Source organism: Cellulomonas palmilytica (genome assembly GCF_021590045.1).
In the GTDB taxonomy this organism is placed as follows: domain Bacteria; phylum Actinomycetota; class Actinomycetes; order Actinomycetales; family Cellulomonadaceae; genus Cellulomonas; species Cellulomonas palmilytica.
Map to the genome: position 1 here is coordinate 1,997,924 of NZ_CP062221.1, position 14,009 is coordinate 2,011,932.

Annotated in this window: 15 protein-coding genes and 4 tRNA genes; 10 read left to right on the plus strand and 9 right to left on the minus strand. The window is 75.4% G+C overall.

Annotated features, from left to right (window positions below):
- The gene (locus F1D97_RS09100; protein WP_236120217.1) at nt 1-555 is read right to left on the minus strand and encodes an NUDIX hydrolase family protein; all 555 of its coding nucleotides are present in this window, start codon (nt 553-555) and stop codon (nt 1-3) included.
- A 136-nt stretch (nt 556-691) separates the two neighbouring features.
- On the opposite strand from F1D97_RS09100, the gene trxA reads away from it, so the two are divergent.
- On the plus strand, nt 692-1,063 hold the full coding sequence (trxA, locus tag F1D97_RS09105; RefSeq protein ID WP_236120218.1) for a thioredoxin: 372 nt from the start codon (nt 692-694) through the stop codon (nt 1,061-1,063).
- A 73-nt stretch (nt 1,064-1,136) separates the two neighbouring features.
- Here trxA and F1D97_RS09110 read toward each other — a convergent pair whose 3' ends face one another.
- From F1D97_RS09110 to F1D97_RS09125, 4 genes are all read right to left on the minus strand, one after another.
- On the minus strand, nt 1,137-2,411 hold the full coding sequence (locus tag F1D97_RS09110; protein WP_236120219.1) for a cellulose binding domain-containing protein: 1,275 nt from the start codon (nt 2,409-2,411) through the stop codon (nt 1,137-1,139).
- Nucleotides 2,412-2,674: 263 nt separating this feature from the next.
- Nucleotides 2,675-3,676, minus strand: a complete 1,002-nt coding sequence (locus F1D97_RS09115) for a substrate-binding domain-containing protein (protein WP_236120220.1) — start codon at nt 3,674-3,676, stop codon at nt 2,675-2,677.
- Between the two features lie 359 nt (nt 3,677-4,035).
- Nucleotides 4,036-4,118 (minus strand) — tRNA-Leu (locus F1D97_RS09120).
- Between the two features lie 202 nt (nt 4,119-4,320).
- Nucleotides 4,321-4,788 (minus strand): peroxiredoxin, encoded by a 468-nt coding sequence (locus tag F1D97_RS09125; protein WP_236120221.1) that lies wholly within the window; start codon nt 4,786-4,788, stop codon nt 4,321-4,323.
- Nucleotides 4,789-4,996: 208 nt separating this feature from the next.
- Between F1D97_RS09125 and F1D97_RS09130 the strand changes: the two genes are divergently transcribed.
- From F1D97_RS09130 to F1D97_RS09150, 5 genes are all read left to right on the plus strand, one after another.
- Nucleotides 4,997-5,293 (plus strand): GroES family chaperonin, encoded by a 297-nt coding sequence (locus F1D97_RS09130; RefSeq protein ID WP_236123546.1) that lies wholly within the window; start codon nt 4,997-4,999, stop codon nt 5,291-5,293.
- 162 nt (nt 5,294-5,455) lie between these two features.
- The gene (locus F1D97_RS09135; RefSeq protein WP_236120223.1) at nt 5,456-5,656 is read left to right on the plus strand and encodes a hypothetical protein; all 201 of its coding nucleotides are present in this window, start codon (nt 5,456-5,458) and stop codon (nt 5,654-5,656) included.
- A gap of 66 nt (nt 5,657-5,722) precedes the next feature.
- Nucleotides 5,723-5,798: transfer RNA gene (locus F1D97_RS09140), tRNA-Lys, on the plus strand.
- A 133-nt stretch (nt 5,799-5,931) separates the two neighbouring features.
- Nucleotides 5,932-6,882 (plus strand): ATP-grasp domain-containing protein, encoded by a 951-nt coding sequence (locus F1D97_RS09145; RefSeq protein ID WP_236120225.1) that lies wholly within the window; start codon nt 5,932-5,934, stop codon nt 6,880-6,882.
- Nucleotides 6,883-6,974: 92 nt separating this feature from the next.
- A tRNA-His gene (locus F1D97_RS09150) sits at nt 6,975-7,050 on the plus strand.
- Nucleotides 7,051-7,126: 76 nt separating this feature from the next.
- On the opposite strand, the gene orn is transcribed toward F1D97_RS09150, so the two are convergent.
- The 3 genes from orn to F1D97_RS09165 form a co-directional block, all read right to left on the minus strand.
- A complete protein-coding gene (gene orn / locus F1D97_RS09155) occupies nt 7,127-7,705 on the minus strand; it encodes an oligoribonuclease (RefSeq protein WP_236123547.1) in 579 nt (192 codons plus the stop codon).
- Between the two features lie 99 nt (nt 7,706-7,804).
- The gene (locus F1D97_RS09160; RefSeq protein WP_236120227.1) at nt 7,805-8,098 is read right to left on the minus strand and encodes a hypothetical protein; all 294 of its coding nucleotides are present in this window, start codon (nt 8,096-8,098) and stop codon (nt 7,805-7,807) included.
- A 203-nt stretch (nt 8,099-8,301) separates the two neighbouring features.
- Entirely contained in the window at nt 8,302-8,478 is a 177-nt protein-coding gene (locus F1D97_RS09165) for a hypothetical protein (protein WP_236120229.1), read from the minus strand.
- A 195-nt stretch (nt 8,479-8,673) separates the two neighbouring features.
- Here F1D97_RS09165 and F1D97_RS09170 point away from each other — a divergent pair.
- Nucleotides 8,674-8,749 (plus strand) — tRNA-Arg (locus F1D97_RS09170).
- Between the two features lie 46 nt (nt 8,750-8,795).
- Here the strand turns inward: F1D97_RS09170 and F1D97_RS09175 are convergent.
- Nucleotides 8,796-9,554, minus strand: a complete 759-nt coding sequence (locus tag F1D97_RS09175) for an endonuclease/exonuclease/phosphatase family protein (protein ID WP_236120230.1) — start codon at nt 9,552-9,554, stop codon at nt 8,796-8,798.
- 73 nt (nt 9,555-9,627) lie between these two features.
- Here F1D97_RS09175 and F1D97_RS09180 point away from each other — a divergent pair, with 73 nt between their 5' ends.
- The 3 genes from F1D97_RS09180 (at nt 9,628) to F1D97_RS09190 (ending at nt 13,896) form a co-directional block, all read left to right on the plus strand.
- The gene (locus tag F1D97_RS09180) at nt 9,628-10,347 is read left to right on the plus strand and encodes a hypothetical protein (protein WP_236120231.1); all 720 of its coding nucleotides are present in this window, start codon (nt 9,628-9,630) and stop codon (nt 10,345-10,347) included.
- Nucleotides 10,348-10,477: 130 nt separating this feature from the next.
- Complete coding sequence (locus tag F1D97_RS09185) at nt 10,478-12,295, plus strand: GTPase domain-containing protein (RefSeq protein WP_236120232.1); 1,818 nt, start codon at nt 10,478-10,480, stop codon at nt 12,293-12,295.
- The gene (locus F1D97_RS09190; protein ID WP_236120233.1) at nt 12,292-13,896 is read left to right on the plus strand and encodes a P-loop NTPase family protein; all 1,605 of its coding nucleotides are present in this window, start codon (nt 12,292-12,294) and stop codon (nt 13,894-13,896) included. The genes F1D97_RS09185 and F1D97_RS09190 overlap by 4 nt, the downstream gene beginning before the upstream one ends.
- Nucleotides 13,897-14,009: the final 113 nt, after the last annotated feature.

Here is a 14,009-nt window from a genome sequence, read left to right on the forward strand (position 1 = left end):
TCAGGACAGGCGGCCGACGTGCGCCATCGCCTGGCGCAGCAGCACGCCCTGACCGCCGGTCATCTCGACCTGCACCTGCTCGGCGCACGCCTCCTCGGGCGTGAGCCACGCGAGGTCGATCGCGTCCTGCTGCGGGCGGCAGTCACCCAGCACCGGCACGACGTACGCGAGCGACACCGCGTGCTGACGCGGGTCGTGGTACGACGTGACGCCCGGCGTGGGGAAGTACTCCGCGACCGTGAACGGCTGCGGGGAGGCGGGGATCTGCGGCAGCGCGACGGGGCCGAGGTCCTTCTCGATGTGCCGCACCAGGGCGTCGCGCACGCGCTCGTGGTACATCACGCGGCCCGAGACGAGCGCACGCGACATCACGCCCTCGCGCGTGACGCGCAGCAGCAGTCCCACGGCGACGACGTCGCCCGAGTCGTCCACGCGCACGGGGACCGCGTCCACGTACACCAGCGGCATGAGGCCGCGCACGCGCGCGATCTCCTCGGGCGGGAGCCAGCCCGACGGGCGATCGGGGGAGGGCGGGAACTCGGCCGTCTCGGTCACCGTGCCGTTCTACCGTGCCCGCCCCGGAACCGGTCACAGGCGCGCGCAGGGAGCCCGAATCGCCCGTGCACGGGAATACCTGGACCGGCCGCGGGCTTCTACCCGGCGGAACCCCCGAGACCCCGAGGAGGGCCCTGTGGCCACCACGACGCTGACCGCCGACACCATCGGCCAGACCATCAACGACAACGACATCGTCCTCGTCGACTTCTGGGCGGAGTGGTGCGGACCGTGCAAGCGGTTCGGCCCCGTCTTCGAGGCGTCGTCGGAGACCCACCAGGACGTGGTGTTCGGCAAGGTCGACACCGAGGCCGAGCAGCAGCTCGCCGCCGAGCTCCAGATCTTCTCGATCCCAACGCTCATGGCGTTCCGTGAGGGCATCCTCGTCTTCAACCAGGCCGGCGCGCTGCCCGGACCCGCGCTCGAGCAGGTCGTCCAGGCGGTCAAGGGCCTCGACATGGACGAGGTCCGCGCGAAGATCGCCGCGGCCTCCGACGGCCAGGCCTGACCGGCCCCGACCGCACGACGCCGGCCCGTCCCCACGCAGGGGGCGGGCCGGCGTCGTGCGTCGTCAGCAGTCGTCAGCAGCCGACGCGCGTGCCCGCGACGACCACGTCGTCGAACCACAGCGTGTCCGCGCCGTCGCCGTAGGACTCCCACCCGAGCCGCAGGTCCGTCAGACGCGGCGACCACGCCTTGTTCGACCACTGGCCGTCGACGTCGTGCGTGGGTGTGCCGTCCGCGACGAGCCCGGTGACGAGCGACCCGTCGAGCCACGTCGTCAGGCGTCCCGCGCCCTCGACGAGCGCCTCGACGCAGTGCCACGTCCCCGTGGGCAGCGGCGCGGACAGCGCGACGCCCGCGGGGCTCTGCTCGGGCAGCGTCGCGTCGTCCGACGAGCGGTTCCACTGCAGCGCGGAGTTCTGGCCGCCCATGCGCAGGTCACGGTTGCCGTCGTTCGCGTCCTTCATCGCCAGGAACGTCGTGTGCGACACGGGCTGCGGCGTGGAGTGCCGCACCCAGAACCGCACGTAGGTGCTGCTCGTCAGCGCGGTCAGCGGCTGCGTGGCCTGCACGAAGACGTGGTTGCAGTAGCCCACCGCGCCGTCGATGCGCAGCGAGCGCGAGCCCGAGTGCGCGACGCCCGAGTCGACCGCCGCGCGGCCCGACCCGGAGCAGTCGGGGTACACGGTCGTCCACGCGCCCGTGGGCGTCGACGACGTCTGCGTCTCGAGGCCGTCGCAGAACACCGCGCTCGCGCAGTCGACCGGTCCGCCCGTGGGCTCGTCGGTGGGCTCGTCGGTCGGGCCCTGGGTCGGGTCGTCCGTGGGGTCCTGGGTCGGCTCGTCCGTCGGGTCGTCCGTGGGCTCCTGCGTCGGCTCGTCCGTGGGGTCCTGCGTCGGCTCGTCCGTCGGGTCCTGCGTGGGGGTCGTGCCGCCGTTGCACGCGACGCCGTTGAGCACGAAGTCCGTGGGGTCGGCGTTCGCGCCCGCCCACGTGCCCTGGAACCCGAACGACGCCGTGCTGCCCGCCGCGAGCTCGCCGTTCCACGGCGCGTTCGTGACGGTCACCCGCGACCCGGACTGCGTGATGCTCGAGCTCCACGCCTGCGTGACGTCCTGGCCCGAGGGCCACGTCCAGGTGAGCGTCCAGCCGTGGGTGGCCTCGCCGGGCGTGACCCGGACGTCGGCGGTGAAGCCGCCGGGCCACGAGCTCGTGCTCCACGCGACCTGGCAGCCCGCGGCCTGCGCGGCCGTCCCGGTCGCTACTGCCGCGACCGTCGCGCCGAGCGCGGCCGCGAGCGCCGTCGTCGCCGCCAGGGCCGCGCGCCAGAACCTCGTCGTGCTGGGGTGCATGCGTCGTCCTCTCGATGGGGCCCACCACGCGGTGGCCCGCGCCGGCGGGCCGTCTGCCCCTCGAGGGCAGCGTCACCACCGGGCGTGGGCCTGCGGAACCCCTCAAACGCTTCACACGCACGAGCGCGCGGACGCCGGCGCCACGATCCCGGCGGCTCGCGGCCGCCACGACACCGCCGAACCCGTCGGTGGCCGTCGGCGGTGTCCAGGGAGGCAACCCGGCCCGGCTGTGGTGAGAGCGTTCTCACCACAGCCGGGCCAGGTCAGTACGGTCGGGAGGCGACGTCGGCCTGCGTCACGGTGGAGTCGAACGCGCGGTCCATGACGATGAACCTGCGCGGGAGGTCCTCGCCCTTGTGGGCCTTCATCACGGCGTCGAGCACCTGGTCGCCGAACGCCGGGTTGCACTCGACGACGTACCCGATCGTCCCGTCGACGACCGCCTGCAGGCTCTCGCGGCCGCCCGCGACCGCGACCACGACGACGTCCTCGCCCGGGACCTTGTCCGCGGCCTCGACGGCCTCGACCGCACCCAGGGCCATCTCGTCGTCGTGCGCGAAGACGAGGCCGAGCTCCGGGTGCGCCCGCAGTGCGGCGGCCGTCGCGGTGCGGCCGCCGTCGCGGGTGCCGTGCCCCGTGGCTCTGCCGACGATATTCCTGGCGCCGACGGCGGACGCGAAGCCGGCGTCGCGATCCCGCTGCACGCTCGAGCCGGGCGTCCCCCCGACCTGGAAGGCCGCCACGTCGGGGTGGTGCGCGACGACCCACTCGCCGACGGTGGCGCCCTCGCCCTCGAAGTCGTGGCCGATCCACGTGATGTAGGGGTCGATCACGAGGGTCTCGATCGTGCCGTCGACCAGGACGAGCGGGATGTCGGCGTCCTTGATCTCCTGCAGGACCTCGTCCCACCCGGTCTCGGCGCCGGGCGAGAACGCGATCACGTCGACCCCCTGCTCGACGAAGTCGCGGAGCGCGGCGATCTGGCCGGCCTGGTCCTGCTGGGTGTCGGCGACGAGCAGCTCGACGCCGTTCGCCGCCGAGAGGCTGGACCGGACGGACTCGGTGCTCGCGGCACGCCACCCGGCGTCGTCGCCGGGCTGCTGCGAGAACCCGACCTTGACGAGCCCGCCGGTGCCGCTGCCGGCGACGATCGACAAGGTGGACGGGTCAGCGCTCGCGCTGCTGCTGCACGCCGCGAGGGCGGACGCGAGGACCCCTGCCGTGAGAGCGAGGGCGACGCGGGCGTGCAGGGACGTTCTGGGCATGCGAACTCCTCATCGGTGACGAGTCGCGACGGACTCGCGGGACGAACCGGCGGGGGACGGCGACGCGCGTCCGCATCGTCGACGCCGGTGTGTGAGCGCTCCCACGGAATGCTATTGACCACTTTGTGCGGTCGGGGGCGATTGCGGAGGTGAGAATTCAAGTGAAACGTGAAAATGCGCCGATTTCTTCGTTTCGCTGGGCAATCGTCCGCTTGTGTCCCACGGGGTCGGTCCGCATGGCGAGACCCGTGTCCTCGAGGACGCGGCGGGGGCGGGGACGTGCCGGCAGGCTGCGCGACGACGTGGCGTGCGCACGGCGCGTCGCGCCGGCATCGGCCCGGGTTCCGGGGCCGGCTCGGTGCGGAAGACGGGAGTCGAACCCGCACGCCCGTGAGGGCACCAGGACCTAAACCTGGCGTGGCTGCCGTTTCACCACTTCCGCCGGGGCGCCGATCCTCCCACACCGCCCGTGCGCGCGTCCGGCCGCGGGTCCGTGCGCGGCGCCGACCGGTGCGCCAGGACTCGTCGGTCCGCTCGTTCACCCGTACGGGGTGCGCTCGGGCGGGCGGACAGGTCGTCGTGGCGTCGGCGCCACGCGGGTGCGCGCGTCCGTGCGGCGCACCGCGTGCATTCCTCGCGGGGCGTCAGGCGATGCCGAGGTCGCGGCGGAGCTTGGCGACGTGACCCGTCGCGCGCACGTTGTACTGCGCGAGCTCGACCACGCCGTCCGCGTCGAGCACGACGGTCGAGCGGATGACGCCCGTGACCGTCTTGCCGTACAGCTGCTTCTCGCCGTACGCGCCCCACGCCTCGAGCGTCCCGCGCGACTCGTCGGACACCAGCGGGAACGTCAGGTGCTCGTCGGCTGCGAACGCCGCGAGCTTCGCCACCGGGTCGGGCGAGACGCCCACGACCGCGAACCCCGCGCCCTGCAGCGACGCGAGCGAGTCCCGGAAGTCGCACGCCTGCTTGGTGCACCCCGGCGTACCCGCAGCCGGGTAGAAGTACACGATCACCCGGCGCCCGCGCAGGTCGGAGAGCGTCAGCGAGCCGCCGTCCGCCGTGGGCAGCGTGAACTCGGGTGCGGTGTCGCCGGCGGCGAGGCGGGGCATGAGGTCTCCTTGCGTGCGAGCCGGTGCGCCGGTGTCGGGCCGGCATCGGTCCGGTGTCAGATCCGGCGTCAGCCTACGGGCGCGCGCGAGGTAGCGTCGGCGCGTGAGCACGACGCCCGAGTCCCTTCCTGCGACGACCCCGCCGGTGACGACGACGAGCCCGGCCCCCGCCACGGCGCGGGCAGACGCCGGGCCGCTGCCGATCCGGATGCTCAACGACCGGCTCCTCGTCGAGCTCGACGGTGAGGCGGCCGAGCGCCGGTCCGCGGCCGGCATCGTCATCCCCGCGACCGCGGCGGTCGGCAAGCGCCTCGCGTGGGCGCACGTGCGCGCCGTCGGCCAGCACGTGCGTCAGGTCGAGGTGGGGGACCGGGTGCTGTTCGACCCGGAGGACCGTGCCGAGGTCGAGCTCGAGGGCGCGACGTACGTGCTCCTGCGCGAGAAGGACGTGCACGCGGTCGCCGCGCCGCGCGCGACGGGCGAGGGCACCGGCCTGTACCTCTAGGCCCGGCTGCCTCTGGGCCCGGCCGGTCGCATCCGCCACTGGGCGGTTTGTGTGGATCTCGTGGAGGTCGGTCGACTGCCGGGACATCCACGGCCGCCGATGCTGTGCTGACCTGCGCGGCCCGGGGGGAGAGGTCGGTCGCCGGACCTGCAGGAGGTGTCGATGAGCGACCCCGCCGCCGACTCCCGCGTGCCCCCGGAGCGCCCGCGACGCGCGTCGGACGTGGACGTGAGCCCCGAGCGGATCCGCGCGCTCGTCGCGTCCCGCATCCCGCTCTCGTTGGTCGCGGACCTGACGATGCCCGCGCCGACCGCGGCCCAGCTGCTGCGCGAGGAGGCGTCCGGCGAGGCCGCGGACCCGTGACCCTCGTCACGACGACCGGAACGAGTTCGCAACCAGTGCCGCGGGGCTGCTAACGTTCTTTCCCGCGCGGCACTAGCTCAACTGGCAGAGCAGCTGACTCTTAATCAGCGGGTTCAGGGTTCGAGTCCCTGGTGCCGTACCACCTCACGAGGCCCCCGGTCGATGCCGGGGGCCTCGTGCGTCCTCCGGGCCAGCAGCTCCGCGAGCCTCCGGCGGGCACCTCGTCGTGACGTCCGTCACCTGGCCGGCGCAGCGCGCGCCGGTACGCTGCGATCGTGACGACGACCCCCGCAACGGCCTCCGGCACGCAGGCGCGACTCGCCCTCGTGACGTGCGCCGAGCTGCCCGACCTCGACCCCGACGACGCCCCGCTGCGCGCGGCGCTCGAGGCGCGCGGCATCGCCACCGACGTCGTCGTCTGGGACGACCCGACCGTGGACTGGGGCACCTACCCGCACGTGCTCATCCGCTCGACGTGGGACTACACGCACCGGCCAGCGCAGTTCGCCGACTGGACCCGCCGCGTCGAGGCCTCGAGCGTGCTGCTCAACCCCTCGGCCGTCGTGACGTGGAACATCGACAAGACGTACCTGCGCGACCTCGAGGCCACCGGGGTCCCGACGGTCCCGACGATCTGGCTCGACCCCGCGCGCAACTTCAACGCCCGCGCGATCCACACGCGTTTCCCCGCGTTCGGCGACTTCGTCGTCAAGCCCACCGTGAGCGCCGGGTCGCGCGACACGGGCCGGTACCGCGCCGACGAGACGCCGCAGCGGTCGCAGGCGATCATGCACGCCAAGAACCTGCTCGGCGTCGGCCGCTGGGTCATGATCCAGCGCTACCTGCGTCAGGTCGACACCGTCGGCGAGATCGCGCTCGTCTTCGTCGAGGGGGAGTTCTCGCACGCGGTGCGCAAGGGCGCGCTGCTGTCCGGCCCGTACAAGGAGGGCTCGGACGAGGGCGTGCTGTACCGCGACGACAAGATGAGCCCCGCCGAGCCCAGCGACGCCGAGCTCGCGCTCGCGCGCCGGGTGGTCGGCGAGCTGCCCGGGATCCTCGACCTCGACGCGCCGCTGCTGTACGCGCGCGTCGACCTCATCCCCGACGACGACGGCGAGCCGGTGCTCCTGGAGCTCGAGCTCGCGGAGCCGAGCCTGTTCTTCGAGCACTCCGCGGGGTCGGTGGAGCGGTTCGCCGACGCGGTGGCCGCGCGCGTCCGGCCCTGAGCCCCGCCCGCCGCGCGGGCCGGCACTCGTGTGCGAAGTACTGCTCGCGAGCCGGTACACTTTTCGACGGCCCGGTTCCGACCGGGACAGTGGTGGCTATAGCTCAGGTGGTAGAGCACCTGGTTGTGGTCCAGGGGGTCGCGGGTTCAAGTCCCGTTAGCCACCCCAGTACGACGAAGGGCGCCGATCTCGAGTCGGCGCCCTTCGTCGTCGCACCGGGTGTCCCCGCAGGTCAGGGGCGGTGTCAGCGCTTCGCGACCGAGCTCGCGGCGATCTCCGCGGAGATGCGTCGGGCGGTGGCCGAGTCCGGGCCGGGGGCCGAGGGGAACAGCGCGGCGCGGTAGTAGCGCAGCTCGTCGATGCTCTCGAGGATGTCCGCGAGCGCGCGGTGGCCGCCGTTCTTGGGCGGCGAGGCGAAGTACACGCGCGGGTACCAGCGGCGGGCGAGCTCCTTGATCGACGAGACGTCGATCACGCGGTAGTGCAGGTGGGCGACGAGCTCGGGCATGTCGCGGTCGAGGAACGTCTTGTCCGTGCCGACCGAGTTGCCCGCGAGCGGGGCCTTGCCCGGCTCGGGCACCCAGGTGCGGACGTACTCGAGCACCTGACGCTGCGCGTCCTCGAGCGTGGTGCCCGTCGTGAGCGCGTCGAGCAGGCCGGAGGTGGTGTGCATCGTGCGCACGAAGTCGCCCATCTGCTCGAGCGCCTCCGGCGGGGGAGCCACCAGCACGTCGACACCGTCACCCAGCACGTTGAGCTCGGAGTCGGTGACCACCACGGCGACCTCGACGAGCGCGTCGGCCGTGAGGTCGAGCCCTGTCATCTCGCAGTCGATCCACACGATCCGGTCGCTGCTCTCGTGGCCGTTGGGCTGCGTCGTCGTCACGCGGGTCAGCCTAGGACGACGAGCGAGCGCGCGACGTCACGGCCCGCCGTGCGGACCGGGGTGCGGACCGGGGTGCGGACCCGGCTGCGAGCCGGCGTGCGGGGCCTCGTCGTCGCTGCCCTGCGGCACCGTGGACGCGACCCACGCGGCGACCGGGACGAGCACGAGCACCGCGACGCCCACGGTCACGGCTGTCGAGACCGACGTCCCCGCCCAGCGCAGCACCACGGCGATCACGCCGGCGGCGCCGATCCCGACGAGCAGACGCTCGAGCCACGTGGTGAGCCGGGTGCGCAGGTCGACGCGCTCGCGTCCCGCGTGGCGGCCCATCAGCGCCGGCCCCCGGGTACGGCGAGGTCACGACCCTGCCCGTGGGGGACCGGCACGTGACCTGCGTACATGCGGACATGGTGGCACGCCCCGGCCGCGCGCACCGGCAGCGACGGGGGTGACCCGCGGACGCGAGAACGGCGGCCCCCCGGGTGGGGGACCGCCGTTCTTCTGGGTCGTGCGTGCCCGGCGCATCGGACGGGTCAGTGCGCGCGTGCGTACAGCAGGAGCAGCGCGAGGCCGAGCCGGCGTTCCGGTGGATGGCTCGCGGCGTGCTCACGGGATCTGGCCTGCTCGGCGCGCGCCAGGGCGACCTGGGTGTCGCGCTCGCGCTCGTCGTGCTCGATGCGGGCGAGGTCGGTGGACATGAGGGCGTGCATGAGGAACTCCTCGGTGGGTGGGTGAAGGTGCGGGGATCCGCGACGGCACGGGCCGGGGCGGGGCTGACCGCTCTCGACCACCGTGCAGGACAACCAGACCACGGCCCAGATACGCCCGTCACGGGATTATTCGGCGCCGGTGCGGGCGAGACGGCCCGGGTCCGCGGGCCGCGTACCGGTACCCTGCGGCTGCCGGCCCCCGTAGCTCAGTGGACAGAGCAGCCGCCTTCTAAGCGGTCGGTCGCAGGTTCGAGTCCTGCCGGGGGCGCCAGCAGGGGGCGCCGCCCGGGGGGACGGGCAGCACGGGTGCCGTCGGTTCAGAACGTGGCGTCGACGACGAGCGCGCGGTGGTCCGAGAGCCCGAGGTCGAGCGCGCGGGCGTCGGTCGCGCGGACGTCCGCGGTGCCGAGCACGTGGTCGAGCTGCCGGTCGGGCTGGTCCACGGGGAAGGTCGCGGCGCGCGCGAGGGGGTGCAGCCCGGTGACCCGTGCGGGCCGCTCGCCCTCGAGGTTGAGGTCGCCCATGACGACACGCGGCCCGGGCATCGGGTGCGTCGCGCGCACGACGTGCCGCAGCTGGCGCACGTTCCAGCCCGGGATGAACGTCAGGTGCGTCCCGACGACGGTGCACGGCCCCTCAGGGGCGTGCACGACCGCCGCGATCGCGGACCGCGGCTCGTCGCGCACGAGCGTCGGCCACCGGCGACCCGGGAACAGCACGGGCGCGCGGCGGCGCAGCGCGGGCAGCGCGACGACGCGCCACTCCAGCACCGGCAGCCGGGACAGCAGCGCGATCCCGTACGCCGCGCCGGAGGGCTGGGCATCGCCGGTGGCCGCGACCCACAGGTCCGGCTCGCCGTGCAGCGTCGCCGCGAAGCGGTGGTGGCGGGCGCCCAGGGCGTCGGCCGCGACGGCCGTGAGGTCCGCGCCGTGCGAGCGCGCCTGGTCGCGGTCCACCTCCTGCAGCGCGAGGACGTCCGCGTCGAGCCGGCGCACCGCGGCGGCGAAGCGGTCGAGGTCCACCCGGCCGTCGGACGTCGAGCGCCCGTGCAGGATGTTGAACGTCGCGAGCCGCACGCCGCGATTGTGACCCGGCGCCGCGCGTACCGCTCGGGCTGCGGGACGCCGCCGCCCGGTGTACACACGCACCATGTCCGTCCCGACGCCCGGCCCGACGTCCGGCCCGGCCCCCGCCGCCGACGACGCGGCCGCGCCCCCGCTCGTCGGGGCCGCGCCCGCGCCGCTGCCGCCCGCGGCCGGCGCCGAGACGCCCGACGCCAGGCTCGCGCTGCAGGACGCGGTGCGCCGCACGGCGGTCGCGCTGATCGACGCGCAGGTGCCGTTCGCGCTCGTCGGCGGGTACGCGGCGTGGGCGCTCGGGGCGCCCGAGCCGAACCACGACGCCGACTTCGCCGTCGCCGAGCAGGACGCCGACCGGGCGCGGCAGGTGCTCGCCGCGGCAGGGCTCGACGTGCAGGAGCCCGCGGAGAACTGGCTGTTCAAGGCATACCACCACGGCCAGCTCGTCGACGTCATCTTCCGCATGGTCGGCGAGCCCGTGACGCGCGAGCAGCTCGCGCAGGCCCAGGAGCTCGAGGTGCTCGCGGTGCGGATGCCCGTGATCGGGGCGACCGAGATCGTCTCCGCGAAGCTGCGGGTGCTGGGCGAGCACTACTGCGACTTCACGTTGCTGCTGCCGATGGTGCGCGCGCTGCGCGAGCAGGTGGACTGGCCGCGGGTGCGGGCCGAGGTCGCCGAGCAGCCGTACGCGCGCGCGTTCCTGTTCCTCGCGGACGAGCTCGGGCTGACCTCCGACGGCGGGCGGCGGTTCGCCGCGACCCCCGGGCGCGGCGCGCCGGACGAGCCCTGACCGGCGTGACGGCGGACGGTGCGGGGGCCACCCGGACGGTCGGCGCACGACCGGATGACCCCTTTCGTGCCGCAGCCGCCTCGGCCACCCCCGCGTGGCGCGTTTGTCCAGGTCATCAGACGACGCGAGAATGGGCGCCGTGAGCGCCAAGCCCGGCACCACCACGGCGCAGCCCGCCGGGTACGCCCCCGACGACGCGCACCCCGGCGCGCCCGCGAGCGCGCCGGACGCCTCGGCGAGCGCGCCGGACGCGTCGGCGAGCGCCGGACCGGCCGTGCCCGACGAGCCCGCCCGGCACGCGGGGCGGCACACGGCGGACGACCCGCGCGAGATCCTCGCGCGTCCGCTCGCGGCGGGCTCGCTGCTCGACGCGGTGCGTGACCTGCGCCGGGACGTCGAGCGCACCACGTTCCCGCTCGACCTGCCGGGGACGGACGCGGCGCGCGCGTCGCGGGCGCGTCTGGTCGACCAGCTCACCGAGCACCTGGTCCCGCGCCTGACGGAGCTGTCGGCGCCCGCCGTCGTCGTCGTCGCCGGCTCGACCGGTGCGGGCAAGTCGACGCTGGTGAACTCGCTCGTCGGTCACGAGGTGACGACCGCGGGCGTGCTGCGGCCCACGACGCGCGAGCCGGTGCTCGTGCACCACCCGGGCGACGCGGACCTGCTCGAGGCGCACCCGCTGGTCGGGACGGCGCGCGCGGTCGCGCACGACTCCGTGCCGCGCGGGATCGCGCTGCTCGACGCCCCGGACCTGGACTCCGTGCTCGACGCGAACCGCGAGGCGGCGCACCGTCTGCTCGAGGCCGCGGACCTGTGGCTGTTCGTCACGACCGCCGCGCGCTACGGCGACGCGTTGCCGTGGCGCGTGCTGGAGGACGCGGTGGCGCGCGGCGCGTCGATCGCGATGGTGCTCAACCGCGTCCCCACGGCGTCGCTGCCCGCGGTGCGCGGCGACCTGCTCGCGCGGTTGCGCGAGCACGGGCTCGCGGGGTCGCCGCTGTTCGTCGTCCCCGACCAGGGGCCGCACGAGGGTCCCCTCGAGCCGCGCGTGGTCGCGCCCGTGCAGCGCTGGCTGCTCATGCTCGCCGGGCCGGACCGTGCGCGGACCGTGATCGGCCGGACGCTGCGGGGCTCGCTCGCGGCGCTGCGGCTGTGGGTCGACGAGCTCGCGGAGGCGGTCCAGGCGCAGGCCGACGCGGCCGCGCAGGTCGGGGCGCTGCTCGACGAGGCGACGCGCGCACCGTTGGAGCGGGCGAGCGCCGCGGTCGCAGGCGGTGACGTGGCGCGCGGCGCCGTGGGTGTGCGGTGGGCCGAGCTGACGTCGCCGCGCGGGGCGATCGGCTCGGCCGTGCGCGGCGGCAAGGTCCGCGGGTCCGCGCGGGGGCGCGCCGACCGCGAGTCCGCCGTCGGCGCGCTGCGCGCCGAGGTCACGCACGCCGCGACGACCGTGCTGACCGCGGCCGCGACCGACGCGGACGCGGACCTGCGCGCGGCGCTCGCGGCGGGTCCCGCCGGTGCCGTCGCCGTGCTGGAGCGCTGGGCGCTGCGCTCGACCGGCCCCGACGGCGCGTCCGAGCAGGCCGCGCGCGCGTGGGTGGGGCAGGGTGTGCGCGCGGTGCGCGGGGCGCTCGCCGACCCGTCGCTCGACAAGGCCGCCGCCAAGCGCCGCGACAAGGCCGTGCGCGTGCTCGGCGAGGAGGTCGTCGCGACCGTCGCGCTGGCCGCCGCGGGCGGGGTCGACGACGCGCTCGGCACGCTGACGACGCTCGTCGGCCCGGCCGCCCAGGACGTCGTCGCCGAGCTCCGCGCCGACCTGGAACGCCGCGCGCGTGCCCGGGTCTCGCTCGTGCGGGACGACGCCGCGGCGCCGCTCGCCGACCCGGACCTCGCCTCCGACGCCGCGTCGCGACTGCGCCTGCGGCTCGCCGTCATCAAGGGGCTGACATGAGCGTGCCGACGAGCGCCGACCCGCAGGCCGTGCCGGGGACCGGACCCGCTGCGGAGCCCGGCCCGGGCCCCACCACGGGCACCTCCACGGGCACCTCCACGGGCATCACCGGCGCCGCGGCGGATCCCACCGCGAGCGTGACCGTCGGCGAGGAGACGCTCGCGCTGTCCGCACGCGTCGAGGCGCTCGAGTCCGCGCTCGACGAGGCCGGCGAGCGCCTCGACCCGGACGCGTCCGCCGAGGCCCGCGCGGCCATCGCGCGGCTGCGCGAGCGGCTCGCGCTCGGCGTGGACCACACGGTCGTCGCGCTCGCGGGCGGCACCGGCTCGGGCAAGTCGAGCCTGTTCAACCGGGTCAGCGGGCTGCAGTTCGCCGAGGTGGGTGTACGCCGGCCGACGAGCTCGCAGGTCACCGCGTGCGTGTGGGGGCCGGGCGGCGACGCGGTGCTCGACTGGCTGGGCGTGCACCCGGAGCTGCGGATCCAGCGCGAGAGCGTGCTCGACGGCGAGAGCGAGGCGGCGCTGCGCGGCCTCGTGCTGCTCGACCTGCCCGACCACGACTCCGTCGAGCCCGCGCACCGCGAGGTCGTCGACCGCCTGCTGCCGCAGGCCGACCTGCTGGTGTGGGTGGTCGACCCGCAGAAGTACGCCGACGAGGCGCTGCACGCGGGCTACCTGCGCTCGCTCGCGGGCCAGGACACGTCGATGCTCGTCGTGCTCAACCAGGTCGACACCGTGCGGCCGGAGGAGCGCGCGGCGCTCGTCGCCGACGTGTCGCGCCTGCTCGCCGAGGACGGGCTGCCCGACGTGCCGGTGGTGGCGGCGTCCGCCGCGACCGACGAGGGCGTGCCGGACCTGCGGGCCGGGCTCGCGACCGTCGTCGCGGGCCGCTCGCTCGCCGCGCGCCGGGCGGAGCAGGAGGTCACGGCCGCCGCGCGGCGGCTGACCGGCGGCGTCGCGGGGCACGAGCCCGCACCCGCCGCGCTCGCGACGGGCCCGATCGTCGCGGCGCTCGCGGAGGCGTCCGGCATGGACGCGGTGACCGACGCGGTCGCGGCGGCCGTGCGCGGGCGCGGCGTGCGCGTGCCGCAGATCGTGCCCGTGCACCCGGACGCGGTGCGGCTCGCGCGCGGTTCGTGGCTCGCGGGCGCGACCGCGGACCTCCCCGAGCGGTGGACGGCTTCCGTGCACGAGCGCGTGGCGTCGGCCGACGCGCTCGGGCGGCACGTGGGCTACGCGCTGGGCGACGTGACCGTGGCGGTGCGGCGGTCGCGCGCCGCGGCGGTGCTGGTCGGGCTCGCGGCGGCGCTCGGGCTCGCAGGGCTCGTCGTCGGTGGTCTGGGGGTGGGCGAGCTCGTCGCCGGTGCGGGCGTGACGGGGTCGCTGCGGTTCGGCGCGGGGCTCCTGCTGCTCGGGCTCGTGAGCCTCGTGGTGGCGCGCGTGGTGCGTGCGCGTGCGGCGCAGCGCGCGGCGGCCCGCGTGCGCGACGAGGGGCGCGCCGCGATCGAGGAGGTCGCGCGGCACGACCTGGTCGAGCCCGCCGCCGCGGTCGTCGCCGAGCACCGGCGCGTGCGCGGGCTGCTCGAGGCCGCGCGGGGCTGACGCGACCCGACCCCAGCCCTTCGCCGGCAGCGGGTCGTCCCCAACCCGGCCGCAGGCCGCCCCACGAGGGCGCGCACCGCCGGGACGCTGCCCGGACACGCCCCGGTCCCACG

Bases quoted from the DNA above. Each gene is read 5' to 3' on its own strand.
- F1D97_RS09110 (WP_236120219.1), bottom strand. From the start codon at position 2,411: ATGCACCCCAGCACGACGAGGTTCTGGCGCGCGGCCCTGGCGGCGACG.
- F1D97_RS09115 (WP_236120220.1), bottom strand. From the start codon at position 3,676: ATGCCCAGAACGTCCCTGCACGCCCGCGTCGCCCTCGCTCTCACGGCA.
- F1D97_RS09125 (WP_236120221.1), bottom strand. From the start codon at position 4,788: ATGCCCCGCCTCGCCGCCGGCGACACCGCACCCGAGTTCACGCTGCCC.
- F1D97_RS09130 (WP_236123546.1), top strand. From the start codon at position 4,997: ATGCTCAACGACCGGCTCCTCGTCGAGCTCGACGGTGAGGCGGCCGAG.
- F1D97_RS09135 (WP_236120223.1), top strand. From the start codon at position 5,456: ATGAGCGACCCCGCCGCCGACTCCCGCGTGCCCCCGGAGCGCCCGCGA.
- orn (WP_236123547.1), bottom strand. From the start codon at position 7,705: ATGACAGGGCTCGACCTCACGGCCGACGCGCTCGTCGAGGTCGCCGTG.
- F1D97_RS09160 (WP_236120227.1), bottom strand. From the start codon at position 8,098: ATGGGCCGCCACGCGGGACGCGAGCGCGTCGACCTGCGCACCCGGCTC.
- F1D97_RS09165 (WP_236120229.1), bottom strand. From the start codon at position 8,478: ATGCACGCCCTCATGTCCACCGACCTCGCCCGCATCGAGCACGACGAG.
- F1D97_RS09180 (WP_236120231.1), top strand. From the start codon at position 9,628: ATGTCCGTCCCGACGCCCGGCCCGACGTCCGGCCCGGCCCCCGCCGCC.
- F1D97_RS09185 (WP_236120232.1), top strand. From the start codon at position 10,478: ATGGGCGCCGTGAGCGCCAAGCCCGGCACCACCACGGCGCAGCCCGCC.
- F1D97_RS09190 (WP_236120233.1), top strand. From the start codon at position 12,292: ATGAGCGTGCCGACGAGCGCCGACCCGCAGGCCGTGCCGGGGACCGGA.